Origin of the sequence: Sphaerotilus montanus (assembly GCF_013410775.1) — a bacterium.
GTDB classification, from domain to species: Bacteria; Pseudomonadota; Gammaproteobacteria; order Burkholderiales; family Burkholderiaceae_C; genus Sphaerotilus; species Sphaerotilus montanus.
Window position 1 is genome coordinate 158,301 of record NZ_JACCFH010000002.1, and the last position, 24,990, is coordinate 183,290.

At 65.6% G+C, this 24,990-nt stretch carries 21 protein-coding genes and 1 pseudogene; 11 read left to right on the plus strand and 11 right to left on the minus strand.

The features are described from left to right. Nucleotides 1-129: 129 nt before the first annotated feature. Entirely contained in the window at nt 130-1,047 is a 918-nt protein-coding gene (locus BDD16_RS22490; protein WP_179636367.1) for an energy transducer TonB family protein, read from the minus strand. 20 nt (nt 1,048-1,067) lie between these two features. Continuing rightward, nucleotides 1,068-1,196: pseudogene (locus tag BDD16_RS23450) on the minus strand (rhodanese-like domain-containing protein); the annotation flags it as partial. A 72-nt stretch (nt 1,197-1,268) separates the two neighbouring features. On the opposite strand from BDD16_RS23450, the gene BDD16_RS22495 reads away from it, so the two are divergent. Continuing rightward, on the plus strand, nt 1,269-1,925 hold the full coding sequence (locus BDD16_RS22495; protein ID WP_179636368.1) for a DUF4113 domain-containing protein: 657 nt from the start codon (nt 1,269-1,271) through the stop codon (nt 1,923-1,925). Here the strand turns inward: BDD16_RS22495 and BDD16_RS22500 are convergent. From BDD16_RS22500 to BDD16_RS22510, 3 genes are all read right to left on the minus strand, one after another. Beyond that, on the minus strand, nt 1,883-2,233 hold the full coding sequence (locus BDD16_RS22500) for a hypothetical protein (RefSeq protein WP_246332862.1): 351 nt from the start codon (nt 2,231-2,233) through the stop codon (nt 1,883-1,885). The genes BDD16_RS22495 and BDD16_RS22500 overlap by 43 nt on opposite strands. Before the next feature lie 28 nt (nt 2,234-2,261). After that, nucleotides 2,262-2,612, minus strand: coding sequence for an H-NS histone family protein (locus BDD16_RS22505; protein ID WP_179636369.1), 351 nt, complete (start codon nt 2,610-2,612; stop codon nt 2,262-2,264). Between the two features lie 132 nt (nt 2,613-2,744). After that, nucleotides 2,745-3,197 (minus strand): hypothetical protein, encoded by a 453-nt coding sequence (locus BDD16_RS22510; protein WP_179636370.1) that lies wholly within the window; start codon nt 3,195-3,197, stop codon nt 2,745-2,747. 82 nt (nt 3,198-3,279) lie between these two features. On the opposite strand from BDD16_RS22510, the gene BDD16_RS23145 reads away from it, so the two are divergent. The 7 genes from BDD16_RS23145 to BDD16_RS22545 all read left to right on the plus strand — a co-directional run bounded on the left by BDD16_RS23145 (nt 3,280) and on the right by BDD16_RS22545 (nt 9,810). Next, the gene (locus BDD16_RS23145; RefSeq protein WP_310732879.1) at nt 3,280-3,615 is read left to right on the plus strand and encodes a helix-turn-helix domain-containing protein; all 336 of its coding nucleotides are present in this window, start codon (nt 3,280-3,282) and stop codon (nt 3,613-3,615) included. A gap of 269 nt (nt 3,616-3,884) precedes the next feature. Continuing rightward, nucleotides 3,885-5,819, plus strand: a complete 1,935-nt coding sequence (locus BDD16_RS22520) for an AAA family ATPase (protein ID WP_179636372.1) — start codon at nt 3,885-3,887, stop codon at nt 5,817-5,819. A gap of 43 nt (nt 5,820-5,862) precedes the next feature. Next, nucleotides 5,863-6,780, plus strand: a complete 918-nt coding sequence (locus tag BDD16_RS22525) for a metallophosphoesterase (protein WP_179636373.1) — start codon at nt 5,863-5,865, stop codon at nt 6,778-6,780. Nucleotides 6,781-6,790: 10 nt separating this feature from the next. Then, the gene (locus BDD16_RS23370) at nt 6,791-7,462 is read left to right on the plus strand and encodes a metallophosphoesterase family protein (RefSeq protein WP_310732880.1); all 672 of its coding nucleotides are present in this window, start codon (nt 6,791-6,793) and stop codon (nt 7,460-7,462) included. 490 nt (nt 7,463-7,952) lie between these two features. Continuing rightward, the gene (locus BDD16_RS22535) at nt 7,953-8,330 is read left to right on the plus strand and encodes a hypothetical protein (RefSeq protein WP_179636374.1); all 378 of its coding nucleotides are present in this window, start codon (nt 7,953-7,955) and stop codon (nt 8,328-8,330) included. 56 nt (nt 8,331-8,386) lie between these two features. Then, nucleotides 8,387-9,046 carry a hypothetical protein gene (locus BDD16_RS22540; RefSeq protein ID WP_179636375.1) on the plus strand — a complete coding sequence of 220 codons (660 nt, stop codon included), beginning with the start codon at nt 8,387-8,389 and terminating at the stop codon, nt 9,044-9,046. After that, nucleotides 9,043-9,810: a hypothetical protein gene (locus BDD16_RS22545; protein WP_179636376.1), complete on the plus strand. Its 768-nt coding sequence runs from the start codon at nt 9,043-9,045 to the stop codon at nt 9,808-9,810. The genes BDD16_RS22540 and BDD16_RS22545 overlap by 4 nt, the downstream gene beginning before the upstream one ends. A gap of 279 nt (nt 9,811-10,089) precedes the next feature. On the opposite strand, the gene BDD16_RS22550 is transcribed toward BDD16_RS22545, so the two are convergent. Beyond that, nucleotides 10,090-11,091: a ParB/RepB/Spo0J family partition protein gene (locus BDD16_RS22550; RefSeq protein WP_179636377.1), complete on the minus strand. Its 1,002-nt coding sequence runs from the start codon at nt 11,089-11,091 to the stop codon at nt 10,090-10,092. A gap of 4 nt (nt 11,092-11,095) precedes the next feature. Further along, nucleotides 11,096-12,223, minus strand: coding sequence for a ParA family protein (locus BDD16_RS22555; protein ID WP_179636378.1), 1,128 nt, complete (start codon nt 12,221-12,223; stop codon nt 11,096-11,098). Nucleotides 12,224-12,878: 655 nt separating this feature from the next. Here BDD16_RS22555 and BDD16_RS22560 point away from each other — a divergent pair. After that, nucleotides 12,879-14,243 (plus strand): replication initiation protein, encoded by a 1,365-nt coding sequence (locus tag BDD16_RS22560; protein WP_179636379.1) that lies wholly within the window; start codon nt 12,879-12,881, stop codon nt 14,241-14,243. 129 nt (nt 14,244-14,372) lie between these two features. Here BDD16_RS22560 and BDD16_RS22565 read toward each other — a convergent pair. From BDD16_RS22565 to BDD16_RS22575, 3 genes are all read right to left on the minus strand, one after another. Further along, a protein-coding gene (locus BDD16_RS22565; protein WP_246332863.1) for an IS630 family transposase occupies nt 14,373-15,505 on the minus strand; the annotation gives its coding sequence in 2 pieces (ribosomal slippage) (nt 14,373-15,073 and nt 15,073-15,505; 1,134 coding nt in all). Between the two features lie 446 nt (nt 15,506-15,951). Continuing rightward, complete coding sequence (locus tag BDD16_RS22570) at nt 15,952-16,278, minus strand: Mu transposase domain-containing protein (protein WP_179636380.1); 327 nt, start codon at nt 16,276-16,278, stop codon at nt 15,952-15,954. Between the two features lie 70 nt (nt 16,279-16,348). After that, on the minus strand, nt 16,349-16,636 hold the full coding sequence (locus BDD16_RS22575; protein ID WP_179636381.1) for a hypothetical protein: 288 nt from the start codon (nt 16,634-16,636) through the stop codon (nt 16,349-16,351). 567 nt (nt 16,637-17,203) lie between these two features. Between BDD16_RS22575 and mobC the strand changes: the two genes are divergently transcribed. Further along, on the plus strand, nt 17,204-17,611 hold the full coding sequence (mobC, locus tag BDD16_RS22580) for a plasmid mobilization relaxosome protein MobC (RefSeq protein WP_179636382.1): 408 nt from the start codon (nt 17,204-17,206) through the stop codon (nt 17,609-17,611). 5 nt (nt 17,612-17,616) lie between these two features. Continuing rightward, on the plus strand, nt 17,617-19,164 hold the full coding sequence (locus BDD16_RS22585) for a relaxase family protein (RefSeq protein WP_179636383.1): 1,548 nt from the start codon (nt 17,617-17,619) through the stop codon (nt 19,162-19,164). A 458-nt stretch (nt 19,165-19,622) separates the two neighbouring features. On the opposite strand, the gene BDD16_RS22590 is transcribed toward BDD16_RS22585, so the two are convergent. Next, nucleotides 19,623-24,956 carry a RecQ family ATP-dependent DNA helicase gene (locus tag BDD16_RS22590; protein WP_179636384.1) on the minus strand — a complete coding sequence of 1,778 codons (5,334 nt, stop codon included), beginning with the start codon at nt 24,954-24,956 and terminating at the stop codon, nt 19,623-19,625. Between the last annotated feature and the right edge of the window lie 34 nt (nt 24,957-24,990).

Here is a 24,990-nt window from a genome sequence, read left to right on the forward strand (position 1 = left end):
GCTTGCGCCTTGTTGGCATCTGCGCGAACTGGCTGTTGATGCCTCGACGCTGCGACGGCTGCGTAGATCAGGCAAATTCCTTTTTTTCACCACGATCCAGCACTCACGGCCCAGATCCGAGCGGAATGTTCAACGCCCAACCTTGCTCGCCCCCCAGCCCCACTGGTCCATCAGACGCTGATCCCGGGCGCTTTCGGCTTCGATGGAGTCTTGCGGCAGTTGCTTGCGACAGTCCTCCATCGCCTGGGGGTCTGGCGGCTCGACGGTCCGCGCCGGAACAGGCGCACGGTCTGAACGGCCATCCCAGGCATACGGATTGCCGAATGCCGAGGGGTCGGGCAAGCAGTCGTCCTTGTAGATCGGCGGGCCGTCCGTTGCGTAGGGCGTGAACGAGAGGGTCTTCTCGAAGACCAGGGGCTTGCCCGTCGGCGTGGGCGGCCAGCGCGGCAGACTTGCGATGGCCTGGCGGGCCAGTTGTTCGGCGACGGGCGAGGTGGACCACAGGGTCTCCAGCCGGGTCAAGGTGCCGTCAGCCCCGATCTCCACCCGGAAACGGACCGAGCCCTGGTCAGGCCCTTCGATCGCGGTCCCCATCATGCTGCGCACCTGCTGACCCCAGGTGTGGCGATAGCCCTTGCTGTTCTTGAGCGTGTACCTGGCGGCAAAGGCCCATTCTTCCGCCGTGGGCGCTGGCGGCGCGGCCATGGAGGCGATCTGGCGCGGCGCGGCGGAAGTGTCAGCGGCGGCGACGCTGTCGGGTTCGTGGAGGGCCGGGGCCAGCGCCGTGGTGGTCGGCACCGGTTGAGTCGACACAGCGCGAGCCACTGGAACAACGGCCGCCGGTCGCACCTCGGGCACTGGGCGGATGTCCACCGGTGCTGGCAGCGTCGGCGGCATCAGTGTCATCTGGATCACAGGCGGCTCGTCTGCCGCGCGCACCGGCGTGTCCGGGGCCGTGACTAGGTGCCGGGCGGCCAGCGTCAGCACCACGGCATGCAGGGCCAGCGAGACGCCCAGGCCGAAGCAAGGAATGGCACGGCGGTTCATCACCAAGGCCGGTTCTGAAATCAGCCCTTCTTGCTCGCCCGTGCGTAAGCCTCCAGCCCACCGCGGGCCTTCCACTCGTTGTAGCCGCCGTACAGCAGCCGCACGTTCTCGAACCCGTCCATGCGCAGCGCCATGGCGACCTGGGCGGCGAAGGAGCTGGTGTTGGGGCCGACTCAGAATTCGGAATTTAAAGCACGCTACGCCGATGCTCCCTGAGCCGAATGGCTGCACGCGATTGGCCTCTTACGCAAGGATCCGGTTCCACTGGACCTCGGACCCCTACCCGCTCGTTCGGTCAGCCGGTCACGACGCTGACACCGCTGATCGAGGCCGTGAGCGAGTTCACCAGCCGAGCGGCGGTGCGGCTGCGGGCACAGGACAGCGCGGCCGGGGCGGTGCTGGTGTTCATCCGCACGAGTCCGTTCCGGAAGTCGCCGCAGTATTCGCGCTCGGTGGTGGTGCCGCTGGCGCATCCCACCCAGGACACGGCCAGGCTGGTGGGCGCGGCCCTGCACGGTCTGCGCTCGATCTACCAGAGCGGGTATGCGCTGGCCAAGGCCGGCGTGATGCTGGTGCAGTTGCAGACCTGTCTGCCCCGTGACGCGCAGGCAGGCACCCCCGCGGGGTCAGTGGCAACCTCGGTGCGGCAAGGCGAGTTCGATTTCGAGTCCACGGGCAGCCAACGGGGCGCCGGCCACTTGATGAAAGCCCTCGACGCGGTCAACGCGCGCTGGGGGCGCGGCACTCTGCAGATCGCGAGTGCGCAGGCTCGGGTGCCTCGGCACGATGAGGTGGCCACCCAGTGGACCGGCAAGCAGGAGCGTAGGACCCCGGCTTACACGACGTGCTGGTCCGAGATGCCGGTCGTGCGGGCCTGAGGCGGCTCACCGGACTCCGGCGCCGGTACGTCCAGCACCTTGGCGCCCGAGAAGATGCATTCGAGCTTCTCGTTGATGTAGTCGCTCATCACCGGGTGCAGCGGCAAGGCCTGCCCGCTGTGGCGGTTGCACTCTGAAAAGTCGATGCCCTGCGCATGGGCCTGCGCGCAGGCCAGCAGGTACTCATTCATCAACCCCGAAAACTCGATGAACGGATGCACGCCGATCTGCACCGCCGAGCGGTAGAACGCATCGGCGCTGGCCCGCATGGCGCGCAGCGCCTGTTCTCGCTCTGAGGCGTCCATCATGGGCAAGTGCTCCTGACCGGATGCGGCCTCACACCGCGAACTCGTCGCGGCTGTGGCCGGCATCGACCGCCGCGCGCAGCCACTTGGGCATCAGCCCCCGTCCGCTCCACGTTTCCCCTGTATTCGGGTCACGGTACTTCGCGGCGACCTTGGATCTGCCCGGAGCGGGCGCATCCGCCAGCGAGGGCTTGGGGCCCCGCTTGCCGCGGCCCGACTCGGCCAGATCCGCCGCCACCAGGCCATGCTCGGCCATCAGTTGCTTGATCTGGGCGATCACCTCGCGACGCGCATGCATCTGCGCCTCGGCAATGGCCTTGGACAGTTCGGCCTGTTGCCGCTCCAGCGCCTCGCGCTGCGCGATCAGATTCGACAGTGCCATGGAGAGGATCCTTTGACGGCTCACGTTGATGGCTCACATTGATTGTTCAATCAACGAGCCCTGACCGTCGAGGATATCGCGAAGCACTGGCGGCCACGAGGCGCACACCCGGTCGTTCAGGAGTTGGTCAAGTCACCGCACCTCGAACCGCGCAAGCAAGTGCCGGCCCTCTCCCACCGACTTGGCCTCGTCCTGCCTATTCGGCTCGAACCAGCCCTCCTCATCCCACAGCTTGCACACCAGCAGGCGCCCCTGCCGCTGCTCCGGGATCGAGAGCACCCAGACCTCGCGCACACGCGCCATGCGCCAGAGTCCCCTGCCCTCCTGCGCCGCCCCCGGCCTCACGCAGTGCAACGCCACAAGCGCCTCGGGCGGCGTGTCTCTCAGCCACGCCAGCAGCGACTCTTCGTCCGCGACCAGCGTGGTCTGGTCACACCCGATGTCCCGGCCTTCTTCCCGGACGTAGGTCGTCAACACGAACCACGCGAGGTCCAGGTTGAGCGACACCGCGCTCCACTGGCGCACGTCCGGCGGCCGAAACGGGTTGAAGGATTGGCTTTCATGGACATCGCAGGTCTCGAACATGGGGGATCTTTTCGGAGAGTTGAACCCACATTGTGACGTAAACGCGGCTGACGCAAAAGCATCACACCCCAAGACTGCTACGGTGTCTGCCACCGAATCCCCTTCCCCCTCCGCCCGGGCCGCGGCTCCTGCTGCGGTTCCTGCCAAGACGCCTGCAACAGTCCCTGGCACGCTGTCCGCCACGGCCCCCGGCGTCGCCCGGCGCCTGCTGGCCCTCAACCTCGTGCGCCTGCGCGCCCAGCGCGGCTGGTCACAGGAAGCCCTCGCGCACGAGTCCGGGCTGCACCGCACCTTCATCGCCCACGTCGAGCGCCAGGTGCGCAACGCCTCCATCGACAACGTCGAACGCCTGGCCGATGCGCTGGGCGTGTCGGTGGCGGCGATGTTCCAGCCACCGCCGGATCCGCCTGCGGGCTGAAGGGACGTTCACGCTCAGGCGGGTGGCCCGGGTGGGGTGTGACCCGAGCGGGAGGTGATGCGTGTGGGTGTTTCGCCGGTGTTATGCCGGTGTGCTGTGGGTGTGCTGCGAGGATTTGATGCAACGCCTCGACTGATGCTTTTACGTCACAATGCTGTCAGGCCTGTCGCCCCTGACGGGTTCCCTGCGCCCTGATGACGACCCCCGACGACTCCATGCATCCACTGCCCGCTGCCCCTGCCTGCCGCCTCCGCTCCCCGGTGCTGATCATGCTGGCCAGTGCTGAGGGTCTGACCGGCGCGGCGCTGTCCGCTGCCGACGCGCTGCGCCTCGCACTGGACGAGCGACACGCTCGCCTGGACCGGCTGGACGCACTGGACCGCTGCCTGGACTGGCTACCGGTGGTGATGCCCGAGTCTCGGGCGCTGGAGCGGCTGGGCGAGGAACTTCTGGCCGCGGTCGAACCCGCGCTGCAGGGGGCCAGGCACCGCGAGTTGCAGCTCAAGGCGTCTGTTGCGCAGATGGGCATCCAGTGGCGCGACCTGCGCAGCGAAGGCTGGGACACCGACAACCCGACCGGTCTGACCGAGTGGCTGGGCACCCAGGAGGCGGACTGGCTTCGCCAGGCGGTGGTGCCGCTCATGAGGTTGTGCTGGCGCGAACCGCTCGACGAGCAGTTGCACGACACCGAGGACGCGGCGGCGCTGATCCGGTTGCTGCGCCTGTATGTGCTGCTGCACCTGGACATGTCGCTGGACCACCCGGCGCAGCCGATGCTCAATGCGTGTGCGGGGGTGCTGGGGTTGTGGGCCGAGGTCGAGCAGCGGCTGCCGCAGTTACCGACCCGCCCTGGGGGGCCTGCGGCGCTGTACGCGACGCATGGGAATGCCGAACAGAACGCTCAGGACGCTCAGGACGCCCAAGATGAAGTGTCTGGTGCGGCGCGGCCTCCTGATCCTGACGCTGCGCTCCAGGCCCTGCTGCAAGACAGCCGGCAAGCGCGTCAGCAGGCTACCTGCCAGGTGGCCGGTCACACCGACATCATCACCGCGGCGCAGCGTTCGGCGGCCTCCTCATCGACGCTGTCGTCCACACCTTCATCCTCAGGCGCCTCCCCAAGCCCGTCTCCCAGCGCCCCTCCAAGCGTTTCCACACGCGCGCCTCCTCCCGTGCCGAAGTCACTGGCGACAGAAGCGGCGATCACGGCCGCGCGGGAGGCGTCGATCGCCGCGTCGAAGAGCGCCCTGGCCGCGCACGAGGCTGCGCTGGCCGAGCGGTATGCACCGGCGGCGCTGGAGGCGTTGCGCCCGCACACCCAGTGGCAGGTGATCAGCGAGTCGATCCCGGAGATGCGCGACAAGGATGACCGGCTGACGCTGGCCTCGTACGAGGGGTTGCGGGTGCCGCTGCCGCTGGTGCTGCTGCCGACGGTGGCCGAGCTGGAAGCGCGCATCACGCAGTTGCACGGAGAGTTTCCGTGGGCGAGCCGGGCGATCGAGGTCGCGGCCGGCGAGATGTTGGCGCGGCGCAGGCTGGGGGCAGTGAGCTTTGCGTGGGCGCCGATCCTGCTGGTGGGCCCGCCAGGCACGGGCAAGACCCGGCTGGCGCGGCGACTGGCCGAGGTCATGGGGCTGGCGTTCCTGCCGCTGGGCGTCGGAGGCAGCAGCGACAGCCGACTGCTGACCGGTACGAGCCGGGGCTGGGCCAGCGGGGATCCGTCGCCGATCGTGCGCACGCTGCGCGACCGGCGTCTGGCGCAGATCCTGGTGCTGCTGGACGAGGTGGACAAGTGCAGCACCCGCAGCAGCACCCACACCGTGAATGCAGCGCCGATCCAGGCCACCCTGCTCGGGCTGCTGGAGCCGGAATCCAGCCGGAACTGGATCGACGGCTACTTGCAGGTGCCATGTGACCTGAGCAAGCTGCTGTATGTCGCGACCGCGAATCGGCTGGGCACGATCGAGGCGGCGTTGATGTCGCGGCTGCAGCCGGTGCTGGTGCCGACACCAGAGCGGCAGCACTACCCGATGATCATCGCGCAGGTGGTGCGGGACGTGGCCAGCGACTGGGGGCTGCCGGTCGAGGTGATGCCGACGCTGGATGTGTCGGGCCTGGCGCGGGCAGCGGGCTCGGTGCGGGAACTCGTGCGGCTGGTCCGGCGGGAGATCGTGCGCGAGGTGTCGGTGTCGGGCGCGCCGCATTGAACAGACGACTGAACAGGCAACTGAACAGGCCAAGGGGGCCGCGATGAAACTACTGATCCTGTCGGACCTGCACCTGGAGTTCCAGGCGAGGGCGTCATCACGGGTCAATGTCGCTGGCAATGTTCCGGGGACTTTCGCATTCAATGTCGCATTCAATGTCGCGGACGACTTCGATGCGGTGGTGCTGGCCGGGGACATCCAGGCGCCGGGGCACCGGGGTGTGGCCTGGGCGGCGGCAGAGCCGGCGTTCGCAGGCAAACCGGTGTTCTACGTGCCGGGCAACCACGAGTATTACGGACAGGTGTGGGACAAGGAGCTGGCGGCGATGCGCGCCGCGGCGCAGGGCACGAACGTGCAGGTGCTGGACCGGGACATGGTGACGCTCGTGTCTGGCGTGGGATCAGATGCAGGAAAGGACCAGGAGCCGGTGCGGGTGCTCGGGGCGACGCTGTGGACGGATTTCAAGCTGAAGGTGCTGGGCGCGGACGGTCAGTGGCGGCGGGACGCGCGGCTGGCGGCGGCCGAGGCCGGGGTGGGGCTGAACGATTTCAGCGTCATCCGGGTGCAGCGCTCGGCGCCGGAGTCGGGCGTGCGGCGGCTGCGGCCGCTGGACACGGTGCAGTGGCACCACGCCGCGCGGCAGTGGCTGCTCGCCCGGCTGGCCGAACCCTGGGCCGGGCGGACCGTGGTGGTCACGCACCATGCGCCGCACCCGGGGTCGCTGGCGGGATGTTTCGAGCGCAGCGGGCTGAGCCCGGCGTTCGTGAATGACTTGCCCGCGGCGTGTTTCCAGGGCGTCGACTTGTGGGTGCATGGGCACACGCATGACAGCTTCGACTACCCAGTAGACCGGGCGGGCGGCGGGACGTGCCGGGTGGTGTGCAATCCGCGGGGTTACGTGCGCTGGGACGGGGCATTGGAGAACCGGGCGTTCGAGCCGGCAAGGGTGGTGACGGTGTGAAGGGACGGGCATGAATGCGCCACGCAAGGCGGAAGGGCAGGCAGGAGAACCAGCCGACGCCGGCACGGCCAGCCGGGTCGCAGCGCCGGGGGCGATCTGGCTGTGCGGGGATGTGCATGGTCGCTTCGAGCACCTGATCGGCGCTGTGCTGCAGCCACCCCAGGGACAACGGCCGGCGGCGATCGTGCTGCTGGGCGATGTGCAGGCGGCTCGGCCGCTGGAGCTTGAACTCGCCGCCATCCTCCCGCATACCGAGGTGTGGTTCATCCACGGCAACCACGACACCGACTCAGACGCGGACCACGACCACCTGTTCGGCTCGGCGCTGGCGCACCGGAACCTGCATGGCCGGGTGGTCGAGGTCGCCGGGGTGCGCATCGCAGGACTGGGCGGGGTGTTCAGGGGTCAGGGGTCAGGTCTGGAGCCCGCCGAATCCTTGGCAGTTCGAGACCGCCCGGGCATACACGGCATGGGCCGGGCGGGGCAACCGCTGGCGCGGGGGCTTGCCCCGGCGGCACCGCAGCACGATCTTCCCGGCGGAGGTGCAGGCGCTTGGTCGGCAGCGGGCCGAGGTGCTTGTCACGCACGAATCGCCGAGTGCGCATCCGCACGGGTTTGCGGTGATCGACGAGTTAGCCCGGGGCCTGGGGGTGCGGCGGGCGTTCCATGGGCACCAGCATGACCGGCGAGACTACCGCTCCGAGTGGCCACGGCTGGGGTTCGAGGCGCACGGGGTGGGGCTGCGCGGCATCACGACGCTTGATGGGCGGGTGATCCGGGCGGGGGAGATGGATGAGGCGTGGACGACAGACAGCTCACACAACCCGGGCTGAAGCGACGACGCTCATCTCAACGGGGTCACCCAGCCAGACCCGCGCTGGAAAAACAAAAAGCGCATTGCGGTGCGACGCTGGTGTACGATAACTGTATCGCTGAAATTCAGTGATGCGGGCTTGGCGGCCCGACAGAATGGCGCAGTAGCCGCGCCCGTCGCGGCTTTTTATCGTCCCTTTTTGGGCCGAGCTGCGAGCATGGCTCCATCACTGGCGGGCCGTGCAGGGAGGGGGCAACCCCTGCCGGTCCATTCCCGGTCCGCCAACCTTGCACGGTCTGCCACCCTACGCTTGGCGGCGTGGGTGGCAGGATAACCACCGTCGAATGGAGCCTACCCCATGGCTGACACCTCGAATTCCGGTACGACCGCCGGAAATGCACCCGCGCGCCCCTCGGCCGCAACCCCGATCCCCTCGGACCCTGACCTTCATTGCCCCGGCGGACAGCCGCTGCCCGTGGACGCCCTGCGCCGCGGTCTGGCGCTGTTGCTGAGCACGGTCGCCCTCGACCTCGACAACCTGCGCGATCTTGTTCGCCAAGCCGAACCCGGGGATCCATCGGTCCACGCGGTCCTTGGCGATCTGCTCGCCGTCAGCGCTTGGCGCTGCGATGTCGGTGCCCGGCAAGCCGATCCGAGCACACCACTGCGTCGCACGGACGCGGAACACTTTTTGGAACCCGAGCTGCTGCGTGCGCTGGGGCTTGGTCATGCGTGACGCATCGCCTGCCCTTCCTGAGTTCGCCGTTTGCTGCCTGTTCCTGGAGTTCTGCCATGTCTGTTTCTGATCTGAATTTGTCTTGCTCGGGGTCCGCTGCACGTCGTGCGGTGGTGGTTGATTTCACCCGCGATGTCGATCAGCGGCCACTGTGCGGCCACGACATCGAGAGCTTTCGGGCGTCGATGGGCTTGTCTCGCATGGAGTTCTCCCTGGCAATGGCCCTCGTGCCGAGCCAGTACCAGAAAACCGTCTGCAACCAGGGCCCCTTGTCGCTGGACCGGGAGATCCTGCTGCGGCTCTACCAGCTCAGCCCGAGCCCGTCCGCATGGCAGAACTGGTCGCCACAGGAAGCGTTCGAAGAGTTTTACGGACCGCTGCTGCGCAGCTTCGTGTTGCCAGTACACCAGGCGAAGGCGCGGGTGATGCTCTATCGTCGTTTCACGGCGGTGATGGGACGCTCGGTGGCACGAAGCTTCTCGTGGTTCCAGGGCAACCAGGGCCACAGCCTGCCGGTGCGGCGGGTGCTGGGTAAGCTCATCGAGCTGGCCTCACCTCGCGAAGTGCTGGAGGCGATTGCGGCGCAGGCGTATGCGGTGCGCGGACAGGATCTGGAGCTGATAGCACCCCTGCCAACCCTGGAGTCGGTCAGTCGCGTGCGCCGTGGTCGCTCACCCAAGCTCCGCCTGACGAGCCCTCGCGGGGAGCCGTCATGAGCACGGTGGTTCAGGTGCAGAGCCATTCGGGCACTCACACGCACACCCATTTGGACACCCCGCCCCACGCCCAACTTCAGCCGCATCATCTGAAAGACCACATGGTCCTGGAGGCGTATGCGCTGCTCGCGCGGTCACCCGCGGGCGCACAAGCGGGCGTACTCACGGCGCCACTGCCGGCGGTCCTGAATTTCATGGAGAACGCATTTGTCTTCGGCGGCATGACGCCGCGGTCCGACCTGGTGTGGGGGACGTGGGGCTGGTCTTCGCACCGCAGAGGCCAGGCACTGAGCAGCAGGTTTGCGGATCGGCATCACCAAGTGTCGATTCCGCTGCGGCTGTTCTATCGCATGCCAGGGGCGACGGATATCCATCAGACGATGTCGGTACAGCAGATTCAGGAAACCGGGCTGCTCAGCCTAACGCGGCTGACTGCAGTACCAAAGCGCGCACTGCGCGAGCGCTGGCTGGATCGGGTAGATCAGGAATTGGGAGCGGACCGGCGCCGGGCGGTCGTTGACTGGTCGGTCGCGCAGTTGGCGGTGGAGTTTGCGGGGTATGCGCAAGATCTGCTGCGGGGGCCGCAGGACCTCGGACTGAGCCAGGATGTGGCACTGACGATGGTCGTGCATCCAGTACGGCCGGGGCGGCAGGATCGGCATGCGCCTCCAGAGCCGCATATCTTGATCGCATCAGCGCGGCGGGATCCCGCGCGCATCACGCGTTGTGACGCGCACTATCTGGCGCAGGCCGTGGTGGTGTGACGGTGAGGCGATCAGGCCGGGAGGCGTCCTGCGCCTTGTTGGACCTGATCGCCGTTCGTACCTCGGTGGTCATCAATCCTTGCTGGAAACCCACAGACGGCCGGGGATGGATATTTGGAAACCTGCATTAACTATGCACGCGTGAGTCCGTGCCAACTGAAGCTGTATTGGTATCCAGTAGTACTAACGCTACCTCTGTGGAACCGTTCCACACACTCCCAAGGAGTCAGCAGGGGAGGGTAGTGCGGCGTGTGGAACGGTTCCACACGCTCGGGTACATCACATTCCAGCCAGGAACTTAGTCACCAGTTCCGCAAGGTCCTTCAGGCGCTCTGGCCCAATTGATCCTGGTGCAATGTTGACCACAGCGCCCCCCTTGGCGGTCATGGAGATATCAGCACGCTTACCGCCTTGATCGATCTTGATCGGCTCAGCAGGCATGTTGGCATCAGACTTCACGTCCTTACCGTTGATCAACTGCTCGAAAATGCTCCGCGCGTTCATCTTGCCGCGATGCTCTTTCAACATTGCTGCGCGCGCCAGCACTGTGTCTGGATCAGCGGCAAAGATTGCTGCTAGAGGTTGGCCCCATCGGAACTGCAGATCCAATGGCGAAGAGAATGCGTCGATGATGGCCTGAGGAAGCTCAGCCAAAGTCACCGCCTTAGCCAAGGCACTGTGATCAACACCCAGTGCGCTGGCCAATGCCCGTTTGGATGGGAACAGCCCCGTGTCCAGCGCCTTGAGGTACATCACCCCTTGCTCCCAAGCAGTCAGATCCTTTCGAGAGCGGTTTTCTCTGTCCATCTCGATGAACAAGGTGCGGTCATCTACATCAGCCACGACGGCGAGTACAGGAAGACCTTCCAGCAGGCACGCCTCGTGGCGGCGATGGCCGAACACAATTTCGTATCTGGGCACGACCTCACCAGGCTGCACGGCGCTCACAGGAGAGCGCAGTGGTCTCACTTTGATCGCCTGAACATTCCCACCTGCCTGGCGAATTTCCTCACGCAGTTGACCGAACTCCTCTCCACTGAAGTTCGCCTGGTGTCGATTTGCCCAGCGACTGCGAACAATCAACTTGGGATCGATGACTTGCGTCGAACTACTGCCAGTAGGTGCTGCAGGCTCATCCCTTGCGACCTCGGAGGGTGGGGTTGCAGCGGCAGCAAACGAAGGCAATCGCCCTACAGCCATGGCCAGACGCCGCTCTCGCTCAGCTTTCTGATCTGCTCCAAGTAGTCCTGAAGGCTTGACATTCATTTTTCTGGGTTCCATGGTTTCAGCCCTTCCTGCGAGCACGAGTGGAGTCCGGAACAACCGGGATCTGTTCCGCCAACTTGACATCAAAGAACCCAATCAGAGAGCGGGTCAGATCGATGATGGCTTTGGCCGCAGGAGAGTTAGGTTCGCGCTCCAGGATAGGACCGCTCTCGGCATCGCTGTAGAGCGACACCTGACGAGCAAATGAGGCGTACCGAGGAATGATGCAAGGATCGATCATCCCAGGGTAGGCTGCACGCAAGATCTCAAGTGACGCTTGGCAAGTCGTCTGACGCGCATCGAATCCGTTGGCAACCAGGTGAACTGATGCCTTGAGATCAGGATAGGCACGATTCAGTTCGTGAATGTTGTGGGCCAGCACTTCCATCGCCTTGATGGATTGACCATCCAGCATGACCACAGCCAGTACACGCTTGGCCGCGTACATCAACGCATTGCTGAGTTGAGAAGACCCCGGGGCAGAGTCAATCACGATCACATCGTAGGCAGACCACAACTCGACATAGGCTTTGAACAGCCGCTCGACCACGGCTTCTCGGTTCATCACCGTGGACAACCATGACTCGATGTTGGCCAGCGTGATGTCGCTTGCCAGGAGGTCGAGCATGCCGTCCGGATAAATCGGGCGAATGATCGTTTCGTCAAAGATGACGGGGTAGCCCTGCTCATGGTCGCGCAGGGCATGGCCGATGTGCCGGATCTTTTCGGAGGTCCAGTCGATACCGAACATGCTGGTCAACGACGCTTGAGGGTCTGCATCAATCATCAACACTCGGTGGCCCTGCATCGCCATGCAGGATGCAATGTTCGCTGCGATGGTTGTCTTGCCAACACCACCTTTGGCCATCCGGCAGTAGATGATCGGCGGCATCAGGTCAATCGGACGCCAAGGCTCCTGCTCGATTCCCATCATGCGCAGCCTTGCCTCACGTATCTGCAGCGGGGTGTAGACGTTGTGATACGACCCTTCCCCCTTGGTGGGCGCAGGGAAAAAAGCCCGAAAAGACTGTGCAGAGCCAGCCCAACGGCTCAACTCCATGGCCAGTTTCAGCTTGATCGCGCCTCGCGGAGGCCCCATACCGGGCTGGGCTATCGCGTCGGAAAATTCGATGGTGTCATCAGACATGTGTGGCTCCTTGCTTTCATAATACATTTTTTGTTCATTCAGAACAAAATCTATTGTATGCATGTGGACCACACATGAGCATCCGACATCGCATGTCGTGTGGTGCGATGTGAGCCTGATTGATGCACCAACACTTCAGCGAAGTCGATCAGCCGCCTGCCAAAGTGACTTTCAATCCTCTGGAAGGCATCACTGAAGGCAAAAAAGTGCTCCGCGCGGGCAGCCGTCGGCGGGCGTCGAGCCACCTTCCATGCTCGACCACGCCGACATGGCATCACCCGATGACGATCTACAGAATGATTTCCCAGCAGGAAACGTCGTGTGCGAGCACCAAGACAGCGCTGACTCAGGGGAACCATTCACCAACTTCAGAATGACTTCGGCATCAAAAAAGCTCACATTGCCGGCACTTCAATCCTTCTCACAATCGACCTCAATCCTTCTCACGTTCCACATCAAAACGTCTCACAGTTCACCTCAAATCCCCTCACAAATGACATCAATATTTCTCACGCAAATTAACGCAACTCATTGTTTTTATTGAGTTTTTCAGACAGTTAATGTATTCAATGGTATTCAAGTAATTTCAAGAACAACAACAGGAAGCCGTTGTTGTGAGTAGATCTTGAAGTGACTCACAATACCGGATAGCATTGTGAGCATGGCCAAATCACCACTCACAGAAGAGCCCACCATCGTTCGGAAAGCGAACCCGGCCATTGCGATCAGGCCCACGACGGGCAAGCTGACAATCATTTCTCGACGCATTTACAACTTGTTGCTGTATCACGCACAACAGCAGGGCATCGCCTCAGAGGAGTACAGCCTGCCGCTGGCTTACATCGTCGGGCAGATCAGTTCGAGTGAGAACAACGCGTCGATCAAGGCACGGCTGAGAGAGATGGCGTCCACGACCATCGAATGGAACTCGAATCCCACTGGCCAACCTGAAGATCAGGAATGGAACATCGCGAGCCTGCTAGCTGCGAAGATCACGCCAGCCCGTCAAGGCAAGCCGATCACCCTAACTTGGTCGTATGCGCCGGGTGTGCGGCGCCAGTTAGTCGAGCCCAAGCAGTACACCCGGTTGCTGCTGCAGATCAGCACGCAACTCAGCCTGTACAGCGCTGCCGTTCTGCTGGAGATTGGCTTCCAGTACCTGACATCTCCCGGACAGCTCACGATGCGAGAGTCCGTGGATTGGTGGGCTGCCGTGCTGAAGGGACAGCCACTGAAGAAGCCCGTGGACTATCGATTTTTCAAGCGTGACACGCTGATGCCAGGGCTTCGGGAAGTCAATGAGTCCCAGTCCGAGTTCGAGCTGGAGATGCTAGAGCACCGTGTTGGCCGAAAAGTCCTTGATCTGCAGTTCCGAATTCACCGCAAAAAGCCTTCTTCGAGTTCAAAGACCCGAAGCAACTCGACGCTGGATGGTATGGCACCAGAAGCTGTGCCAGAGCCCGTAAATCTCGAATTGTTCGAGACACTCATCGGGATGGGGCTGCGTGATGTCGACGCTGACGCACTGCTCGATTCCGAAGACCATGATCGAATTCAGAAGGCTGTCCAGTACACGAAAGCGCGTCAGGGTAAGGTCGACTCCCCGGCAGCCTACCTGCGCACAGCGATCAAGCACGGGTATGCGGACGCGGACGCACAGCGCGATGAAGAAAAGCCCGACGCTGCAGTCGATTCTGGACAGATATCCGAGATCTCAACAGCCGCTCGGCTTGTCGCCGATCAGATGGCCCAGGAGGCCCTGCGGCGCGAATACGAGCGCAGCCTGATCGCCAAGGCCCGGCAGGAGTACGGCGCCCTGCCGGACGAGGCTCAAGCAGACCTTCGCAGCCAGTTCGGCAGGCTGCTCAGCACGGCGCGAGATCAACAGTCCTGGGAGCGGATAGGCATCACCTCGCCGCCCCTGTCCGCACGGTTCTTCGGCTGGATCGCTCACCAGGGTGATCGATGGAACATCAACGAAGAGCAGCTCCGCCTATGGGCAGAGCAGAAGACAACCTGAGTGCAAGACACCGTCCCAGAACCTCACAGAACCTCTCCGCCCTGATCTGGTTCCAGTAGTTTCACGCGTGTGGCCCGCGCGTTGGCGAACAGGTAGCCGTGGTGGGCCTGCGCTGCCCCTAGTGTCGCGTCACACCTCGATTGACGGATAAGGCCGCCGAAGCTTGACCCGAGCCGTCTCGGTGGTGAACTGCCAGTCGATCCTGGCGTGGCGCTGATCGCGGTGTGCCTGCCAGGCAGCGACCTCGCGGCGCACGGTCTCGATGTCGCCGATGCGTCGGTTCAAGCACTCCCGCACCATCACGTTGATCTCGATCTCGGCCATGTTGAGCCATCTCCCGTGCTTGGGTGTGTGGACGAACTCGAAGCGGTCCCACAGCGCCTTGGCCTCGGCCGGCCGGAATGTCTCGTACAGCGCCGCCGGGGTGTGGGTGTTGAGGTTGTCCATCACCAGCGTGATGCGCTCGGCCTCGGGGTAGTGCGCGGCAATGGCCTCGACGAACAACGCCCAGTCGCGCTTGGTCCTGCGCTCGGTGACCTGCGTCATGCGGGTGCCGGCCAGCGGCTCGCACGCCATGAAGACGTTACAGGTGCCCAGACGCCGGTACTCGTAGTCCTCTCGCCCGGGCTGACCGGGTGCGGCCGCAATCGGCTCGCGGGTCTGGCCAATGAGCTGGCGCGGTGTCTCGTCCATGCACACCACCGGACGCCGGGTGTCCAGGGGCCGCTTGTACACATCCAGCACCCGCTCCATGCTGGCCACGAACTCCGCGCTGGCCTCGGGGGCGATCACCCAGCCCACCTTGCGCCACGGCTTGAGTTCGTTTTTTTCAACGCCCGCCGCACCGTCTCGTGCGAGACGGCCTCTACCAGTTCCAGCTCCACCGCCCGATCGGCCAGCAGCCGCAGCGACCAGCGCGCGTGTCCGCTCGGCGGCACCGAGCAACTCAGCGCGATCAGGTGCGCCTCCACCTCGCCGTCGATCTTGTGTTCGTACTCCCACTGGCTTGGCACGCCCCTGAGCGCCACCTCCAGCCCGTCCTCCACGAAGCGCCGCTTGAGCCGGTCGATCTTGCGCGGGCTGACCTGCAGAACCTCGGCGATCTCCTGACTGCTGCGTCTTCGCCCTCGGGCCTGCGACTCGTCGCAGTTCAGCAAGATCAGCGCGTTGACCATCTTGGCCGCCGCGTGCGTGCCCTTGGCCACCAGCGCCTGCAGTTGTTCGGCCTCTTCGGCGCTCAGTGTCACGGTGTACTTTTCCATCCCTCCATTCTTGTCGCCTTCCATGGTCATGCCAGTGCGCCTTCGCCAACGGCGATCACCGTCAAGTCAGCCGTGACACGACACTAGTGTCTGCACCAAGCACGCCAGTAGGTCCGTAAGCTCCCCTGTCAAGCAGACAGTTGATTTATAGAGACCGCCAGAAGGCGGCCGGGAGGCGCAAGACAGGCAGGAGCGCGGTGTCCCGAACGGCTCGTCGGGATCGAAGTCCGGCATGGACCCGGCGCGAAGCTGATCACGCCAAGCCTGCTGAACCCGGGGCCGTAGAGCTGCCAGAGGGCCTCGCGCAGTATCTGCAGGCACTCGAAGACGGCCAGGGCCTGCTTGGGCGACCAGTGGGCTGTCCAGGACTTCGGGCCAGTGGGCCAGCAGGTCGTACAGGCGCAGCTCGTCAGCCTGGGTGCGCAGTCCGGTGGGATCGTACTCACTCATGGGGACGCTCCGGGGAATCTTGAAATGCCGTTGACAGCCTGCGCCGCGGCGGCGTCGCGCTGCGCGCGGGCCTGACGCTTGTGGGCGACCAGCACCTTGACGTGGCTGTCCTGCTCGATCTGCTCGGCCCGGCTCCAGCTTCGCGGGTGACGGGCAACCTCGGTGGTACCGTCGAGGATACGCACCGTGTGCTCGTCGGCCAGCACCGCCAGCGCGCGACGCACCAGCGTGTGCGGCCCCGAGTAGTCGTTGAGGTCGAAGTGCACGTAGGGCGTCTTGCCCACCGTGACAGCCAGGCGCTCGCTCAGGACCCACGGATGCACCGGCAGGTCCAAGCAGCACCTCCCGCTCGGCCTTGAAGGCTTCGCGCACGCTGCGCCGGTGGTCTTCGGGTCAGCGCTGGTCGGCGACTGGACGTGGCTCGTAGCGGTGGTGGGCGGCGAACGCCAGCAGCGGCGGGTTGAAGCGGATGGCGTCGCCCTGGCGTTCGAGCACGGCGCTCCTGATGTTGTCGTAGAGCAGCACCTGGGCGACGCCGCCGAAGGCCTCGAAGGCTTCGACGTGTCCGCGCAGGAAGCTGTCCATGCGGGCGTCCATGAAGAAGCACAGGAATACCTGGCGCGAGTGGCTGAGCTGCACCCGGCAGCGTGCGCACAGGAACAGTTGGGCCGATGCCGCCACGGGAGGGTTTATCTCCAGTGCCCTGCAGCGCCACACGGGCGTGGCACTACTTGTTGCAGCACGGTGCAGGGTGCGGCGTGGCTCTGCTCAAGCCGTCAAACTTCAGGGGCCACTGCCGCGCCCACCCTTTTCGGCCTGGGTGCGACCGTTGTAGCGCAACGGCGGCGGCTCAGCCCTGGGCCCGTCTGCGGACCTCGGCTCTGCAGGCGGCCTGCTCACCCGCACCGCCCGTCTGTCCCCATCGCTCCGAACCGAGTTCACGTCAACCGTGAGAGCAGGGCCGCGCTGTCGCAGGTCTGTCACGTAAGACCAAAACCCGCCTCCCCACCGAATGCGCGCGTTTTCTGACCGGACCGCCGTTCACAGCTGCACGCTCTGCTGTTCACCGTACCCACTGAGGCGTCGACAGTTGGGCGCGCTGGCTGAGCAAATTGCGCTTTTGTTGGTGGGGGCTGGTAAGATCGTTTTCTGTAAGCCAGCATACCCGTACACGCCTTCAGCGTATTCTGGAGCTGACAAAGGGGGCTGCACCCCCCTTGACCCCCGCTGTCGCGACCAGGAATTTTTATGCCCGCTGTGCCCGCCGCCGATCCGCTCATCCCCGTCCCCTGCCGCCTGCCAAAGTCCATGGCGGCCCGGTTTCGGACCGAGGCCGACGAACGTGGCACGTCTGTCTCTGACGTGCTGCGCTCGTACATCAAGCTTGACGAAGCCAAGCCGCTGGGCACCGTGCGGCCCCGCAAACGGGTGAAGTCGCTCGCTCCTGTCACTGCTGCCGACCCTGCGCTGCTGCAAGCCCTGCGCCTGATTGGTACCAATGTGAACCAGATCGCGCATGGCTTGCACGCAGTGCGCCTCCTGCCGGGCAAGCGAGCCGTGGATGCCACTCTGCTGCTGGCCGAGCTGTCTGCGATGCGCGGGCAGCTCGACCGGCTCGCCGTCCAGGCCGACCCCGTGCCCGTGCCGACGTCCTGAGGCGTATGTCGTCGATCAAGGTCCTCCCCCACGGCATTGGCTCAGGCAGACGGGCCGTGCGGTATCTGCTGCAGGCGCTCGACAGCCGCGGACAGCCACGCCGCATGATCAAAGTGCTGAAGGGTGACCCGGCGATGACCGCCCGGCTCATCGACAGCCAGCACACGGTTCAGCGCTACACCTCGCTCGTGGTCGCCTGGCACCCGGAAGACCGACCGACTGAGGCGCAGATGCGCACGTGCCTAGACGAGCTGATCGAGTTGATGTGTGGTGGTCTCGACGCTGACCGGCTCGACGTCCTGGCTGTCATGCACGACGGACACTTCCACGTCGTCATGCCCCGGGTCGACTTGCTGACGGGCAAGTCCTACAACCCCGCGCCACCAGGCTGGGAACGGGCATACGGTGCCCTGCGCGATGCTTGGAACTACGAGCACAACTGGGCCCGCCCAGACGATCCTGCGCGCGCCAGGCCGCTGCAGCCGGGCCGCGTACCGCCCATTGAGCGCGATCCGCGCATCCTGATGACGCGGGCAGTGGAGGACGCACTGCTGGCCGGGGAGATCACCGATCGGGCCGGCGTCGTGCGCGTGCTCAAGGCGCACGGTGAAATTACGCGCCAGGGGCGTGACTCTGTGTCAGTCACGCTGCCGACCATCGTGGGGCCGGTGCGTCTGAAGGGTCCGATATTTGCCCGCGAGCTGGACGCTGACGCAGTGCGTGCAGCCGTCGCCCGCCACCGTGCTGCCGACGCACCGCAGCCCAGTGGGTGCGGTGTGGACGCTGCTACTGCACGTGGTCGCGCTCACATGGCCCGCCAGGCACTGGCAGAGGCCGTGAAGCGCCGCCAGGCATACACCGCGACGCGGTACCGCCAGCGGCCAGCGCCGGAGACGATTCCGGCCTGGTCGGTCGAAGATCCAGATCACTTCGCAGCCCGGCAACGGGCTATGGTCGAGGCACGCCTGGCTACCAGGAAGCCCGTCGCAGCGCCACCGGCGCCTGCTATGGCCAGTTCGCTCGCCGCGCAACCGGCACCGGTCGACCGGATAGCGCAGATGAAGGTGCGGCTCGCAGAACTGCGCACAGCCTCGTTGCACGCTGAAGCACGAGCGAGCAGCGCATCGATGACTGAGTCGCTGCTCGGCCATCCGCGCGACGCGCTTGTCGAGCTACGTCGAGCGCTGGGCAATGCGAAGTGTGAGCGGGAAGGGCTGGAGCGCCAGATCGAAGCACGTAATTGGCTAGCCCGCGTAGCGGCTCGCCTCGCCGACCCTGAGGCCGCGCAGGTCGCTGAGGTTAGCCGACAGGCGCAGCAGATCGAGCGCGAGATCGTCGAAAAGGAAGCGACTGTGTCCGCAGCAGATCGTGCGCACTCAGAGACGCTGCAAGCGCAGCAGGAGGCCCGTAAAGCTTCAGCAGCGGTCAAAGCGGCCGAGGCCGAGTTGAAGGCCGCTGAAGCCGCGCAGAGCGACGCACAGCGACGCCAGGATGCACTTTTGCAGCACCCTACGCACACTGGGGTCCGAGTGTTTAGACCATCACCTATTTGAGGCACGCGCCTAGAAGTGAGCCAGCGCTCTTGCCCCCCAATGTTGATAGTTGATAGACAGGAACTTCCGGTCGATTTGCTCCGCTCAGATGGAAGCCGGCGTCAACAGTCATTGCTCGGGTGACTTGGTGAGTTCTGCAATTTTGCAGATTTTTGGCAAAATTGCAGAACATCAGCCTCGCTCAGCCGACCTACGGTGCTTGAGACTGTGCAAGTCCGCGGCAATCTCTGCAAAATTGCAAATTTTTTGCAATTTTGCAAGGTATGGATTGTGCTTGTCTGATCAAGTAGAGCTTGGAGTTCTGCAATATTGCAGATAATTTGCAAAATCGCGGATTTTCTGCAATTTTGCAGAACACGAGCCTTGCCCGGCTGACCTGCGGAGCGTGCCGACGTGAGTCCGTCGTCGACGGCTGCCGTTGACGGGTGGGCGCTGATCTTGTTCAGCCCGTGGATCTGTCACACCCCCGCGGCCTGCGGCGTCTCTGCCGGCAACACCACCTCGACCAGCGGCACTTCCCAGCGGTCAACACGCACCTTGTCCAGGTACTCGACGTGGGTCTGCTCGCGTCGGCGCACCATCATCCCAGTGACCTTGGCCTCCAGCACCTGACTCGGACGCCCGGGTGGGGGCGTCCTCTGGGCGAGCCGGCCCACCAGTTCACCCTGCTGGTTCAGGATCTGTCGATCGACGACCTGCACTCGGCTGCCCCAGCCCAGTTTGGCCAGTCGCTGGTGCAGCGCATCGGCAGGCCCGGCCCGTCCCGCAAAGCCCAGATCGACGTCGGCTGGCCCCAGTGACAGGTACTGCCGCTGCAGTTCGGGCCGCCACGCCGGCACCGGCTGACTCGCCTGGACATGAACCCCGTCCAATCCGTCCAGCCCCTGCAGCAATCGGTTGCCCCCTTGCTCTCCTCTAAACAGCGCCAGGGTCTCGCGCGCGCGGGTGATCGCCACATAGAGCAACCGCCGGTCATCGCCGTGCCCGGCGCCCCAGTCGCCGCCGTCCATCACGAGGACATGGCGGAACTCCAGTCCCTTGGCCCCGTGCACCGTCGTCAGCCGCAAGGCCTCGTGGCTGCCGTCCCTGCCGACCTCGTCGGCGTGTTCGTGGAGCAGCTCGATGATCTCGCGCGGCGGCAACTTGCCGCCCGGACTGGACAGCGCCAGGTCTTCGGTGATGCTGCGCAAGTCCTGCCAGTAGGGATTGGTCGGCTGCTGCCGGCCGAGCGCTTTCACCCAGCGCGCCAGCGCCGCCGTCGAGCGCAGCGCCCGGCCGCTGTTCGTCACCGCCCGACGGACCTGCTGGCCTTCGCGCGAGTGCATCACCGTCAGCAGGGTGCTGCGTGCGTCGCGCGGCAGGACCAGCGTGTAGCGCCAGTCGGCCAACTCGCACAGCACCCGCAGCGGCACCAGGCACTGGTGGGTGCGGGCCAGCACCGCGATGTCGCCCAGCGCGAGCTGGGGGTCCAGCCGCCGCAGCCGGCTGATCTCCTCGAACACCATCTGGGCCTGCTGGTTCACGTCTGTCGGGGCCACGATCAGGCGCACCCGCCCCTGACTGTGCGGATCCAGGCGGGTCCAGCGACCACCGGGCCGGGTGTCGCGGCGCCGCGCGTCCGGGCGGATCGGGTGCTCGGCCTTCATGCGCTGCTGGGCGCCGCTGATGACCTGGTGGGCGACCTGGAGGATGTGGGGTGTCGAGCGGAAGTTGTCGACCAGGTACGACACCTCGACCGGCGCGTAGTCCTGCTGGAAGTGCTGGATGAACTCGACGTTCGCGCCCGTGAAGCCGTAGATGTTCTGGTCGTCGTCCCCGACCGCCATGATGCTGAGCCGGCCTTCGGCTTCAGGCAAGCGCCGTCCCGCCAGCGCACTGACCAGGGCGTACTGCTGCGCGTTGATGTCCTGGTACTCGTCGACGAAGATGTACTCGTGGCCTTGCAGCAGCCGGTCCCGCGCCTCGCCCGCGTCGGCAAAGGCTTCGCTGCGGCCTTCCAGCAGGTCCACCGCGTCCCAGATCAGTTGCTTGAAATCCACTTCCTGCGCAGGCCGCTCGCCAAGCCGCTCGCCGTACCGCTCACCGAGCTGCCCGCTGTTGGCGCCGGTGACCCCACCCGTGCCGGCCAGGCTGGTGCCGGTCAGTCGCAGCGCCATTGCGTGGTAGGTGAGCACCGTGACCGACCGCGCGTCCTCGCCGACCAGGGCGTGCAGACGCCGCCGCAACTCGGTTGCCGCGCTGCGGTTGAAGGCCAGCGCGAGGATGCGGGAGCCGGCCACCCGGTGCACGCGCAGCAAGGCGGCAATGCGGTGCACGATCACCCGGGTCTTGCCTGAGCCCGGTCCGGCCAGCACGAGCCGGTTGCCGGGACCGGGCTTGGTCACCAGCGCTTCCTGTCCGGGATGCTGGAGGGCCTGGATGATGCGGCGGTACGAATCATCCGTGGTGGCCTGCCTGAGCAGCTCCGTGCGACCGCCGAAGTATCTGCGCAGGAACTTGCCGCGTGGCCAGGAGAAGTAGGCGGCCACGAAGTCCTGGGCGGCGTCGATGTCCTGCACCCCGAGTCGGGCGTACTCGTGCATGACATGGATCTGCAGGTTGCGCTCCAGGTAGTGCGCCTGCAGGCTCTCCAGGTCCTCCTTGCGCCAGCGCCGCTTGTCTGCTTCGCCGAGGAGTTCGATCGTCATGGCCGCACGAAACACCGACCGGCCCTTGTCGAGCTGGAGGATGCCGGTCTCGTGCAGGTACAGCAAGGCCTGCTCCAGGGCCATGGCGACATCCCGCAGTTCGCTGAACAGGACCAGGTCCGCTTCGATCCGCTCGACCAGTTCCTTGACCTGGCACTCGACCACCAGGTGGGCGCCCTTGGTGTGGGCCGGCACCCGGGCCAGCAGGGTGTCGAGCACCACCTGGGCCACCGCGCGGCGGCGCATGCACAGGGTGCGGATCTGCGCCCAGGACCGGTTGAGCCGCACCTCCAAGCTGTCGCCCCCGAGGCGCTTGACCTGCAGCATGCTGCGCTGTGCAGGCTCATGGCCGAAGCGCTCGGCCATCGAGCGCAGGCAGCGCAGCAGCCGGTCGGGGTTCACGGTCACGTCGCCCTCGGCCAGGTTCAGGCGACGGCGCAGCTCGGTGCACATCGGCCGCATGCTCAGCGTCAGCGTGTCGTCGGGGCCGGTCTCGGGGGCCAGCTCCTGCATCAGGCCGAGCAGTTGGACCTCCAGGTGCTGCAGGTGCAGGAAGGTGCTGTCGGAGGCGCCCCGCACGCCCTTGCTCACCGCCGCGGTGAGGCCCAGGTCGTTGGCCACCACGCCGAGTTGTTCGAGTCCGTGCAGGATCCGGAAGCACTCCTCGGGCGACACGCCGGCGGCGAGCATCAGCTCGTCGGTGCTGATCCCCTGGGGAGAGACCTCATGGAACAGGCTGCGGGTGACCGCCTCGTAGCGTTCGCGCTGCACGGCCTTGAGACCAGCTTGCCGGATCGCCCGCAGTGCCTCGTCCAGCGAGGCCGCCCGCAGGCTGGTCGGGAACACCTGGCTGCGGTTGTCGTGGCGGCGCACGAAGTCCCGGCGCTCCAGCCAGGCCACCGCCGTGGTGACCTTGGTGCTGGCGTCGGGCGCATCGACCTCGATGTCGACCCCCTCGGATTCGATCAACAGCTCCTTGGCCGAGACGACCACCTCGCGGCGGTGGAAGCGCTCGGCCCGGCTGCGGATCGCCTTGAGCAGCCCCTGAAAATCTCGCCCGTCCAGCCGAGCGCCGGCGGCCATGCGGAACTGGGCTTCTACGTCGAGTTCGTCGAACAGCAGCACGCAGCTCGCCGGCTGGCCGTCGCGGCCGGCACGCCCGGCTTCCTGCAGGTAGTTTTCCAGCGAACCGGGGATGTCGGCATGCACGACCAGCCGGATGTCGGGCTTGTCCACGCCCATGCCGAAGGCGTTGGTGGCGGTGATGACCTGGAACTCTCCGGCCAGGAACTGCTGCTGGATGTCCTTCTTGACGTTCACGGGCAAGCCGCCGTGGAAGGCGGCGCAGCGCAGGCCCGCTTGCCGCAGGAGTTCAGCGTGAAGCTGGGTGGCCTTGCGGGTGGCGCAGAACACCACGGCGGCACCCCCGTCGCGCAGGCCCCGGGTGAGCAGCTCGACCAGGTGCTGGCCCTTCTCGGCCCGGCTGGCGGTGATCACGCGGTAGCGGAGGTTGGTGCGTTCGTGCCCGCCGAGAAAGCAGCGCAGCTCGATGCCGAGTTCGTCCCGGAAGTGCTGGGTGAGGTCGCTGATGACTTCCTGTCGGGCCGTGGCGGTGAAGCAGGCGACCGTGGCGGCCACGCCGGGGAAGTGCTCGCGGATGAAGCGCGCGACGTAGAGGTAGTCGGTGCGGAAGTCCTGACCCCAGCGCGACAGGCAGTGCGCCTCGTCGAACACCCAGGTGGCGATCTGTCGCAGTCGCAGGACCTCGGCGAAGGCGCGGTTGCGAAACTGTTCGGGGGAGACCAGCACGATGCCGGCTTCGCCCAGGCGAATCTTGTCGAGGGCCGCGCGCCGTTCGGGCGGCGTGAGCATGCCGTTGAGGGTGACCGTGCACTGGACGCCCTGCCTGACGAGGTTGTCGACCTGGTCCTTCATCAGCGACTGCAGGGGCGAGACGATGACGGTGAGCTGGCCGGTGCGCGCGTAGTGCGCCAGTGCCGGCACCTGGTAGCAGATCGACTTGCCGCCCCCGGTGGGCAGGATGGCCAGCAGGCTGGTCTTGTCGAGGCCGGCGACGACGATCTCGCGCTGCAGCGATCCGCCCCGGGGGCTGGCGGGCACGGCCCGGAAGCCGGGCAGCCCGAAATGCTGTTGCAGCAGGGCTTCGGGGTGGTGGTGCCGGGCGCAGTGGCCACAGTGACCGTGGTCACCACAGTCGAGGGCCCGCAGCTCGTGGATGAGGGCGCCGGCCTGGGGCCAGGTGGCGCGCACCCAGTGGGGCAGGACCGAGGTGCCCGCGGCCACCCGCAGCCAGCTCAGGGTCTGCGCCAGTGCCCAGCGCTGGTCGAGTGGTGCGGTGAGCAGCGCCTGCACCACGGGCATCAGGCGGGTGGTGCAGCACACGTCCCCCAGCAGGCGGGGCAGCACCGTGGACACGAAGTCGAGCGAGGGGGCCGGGCGCGAGCGCAGGCGCGTCATCAGCAGGTGAATGCCGGGGTCGTCCTGCAGCAGGAAGTGCAGCACGCCGGTCCAGCGCGGATGCTGGAGGTTCAACTGGCGCAAGGCCTCGATCTCCTCGGCAAGCAGGTCCAGGCTCACCCGCGCGTCGCTCAAGGGGTCGTTGCGGGTGTCCGAGACGACCTTGTAGTCCTTGAAGAGGCGGTGCGAGGACTGCTGGGGGAAGACCAGGGTCGACAGCTCCAGCGTGTCGAGGATCGGAAGGTCCAGCCAGTTCAGCCCGGCGAGCTGGGTTGTCAGCGCGGGCAGGTCATGTCGGCGCAGGTGGTGACCGACGATGACGTCGACGCCGTGGGCGAGCTGGTTGAGCTGATCGATGACCTGGGCGGTCTGCGGGATCGAGGCCGGGTGGAGGTCGGTGAGCAGCCCCTGTGGGTGGTTGCTCAGGTGGTCGCTGCGCAGGGCGCCGAGCTTGAAGATCCGGTTGTCCTCGGCCGGCAGGGTCTCGACGTCGACACACAGGGCAGTCAGGCCTGACAGCGGTGCGGGGGAGGCCGTGGGGGCAGGCGAGGCGGGTTCAGGTGACGCCGGTGAAGCAGGTTGGACAGGCGGCGCGCAGCCCTGGTCCGCAGGAGGGATCTCGAACATGACATGACCGCGCCGTGCGGTGCCTGGGGGTTCA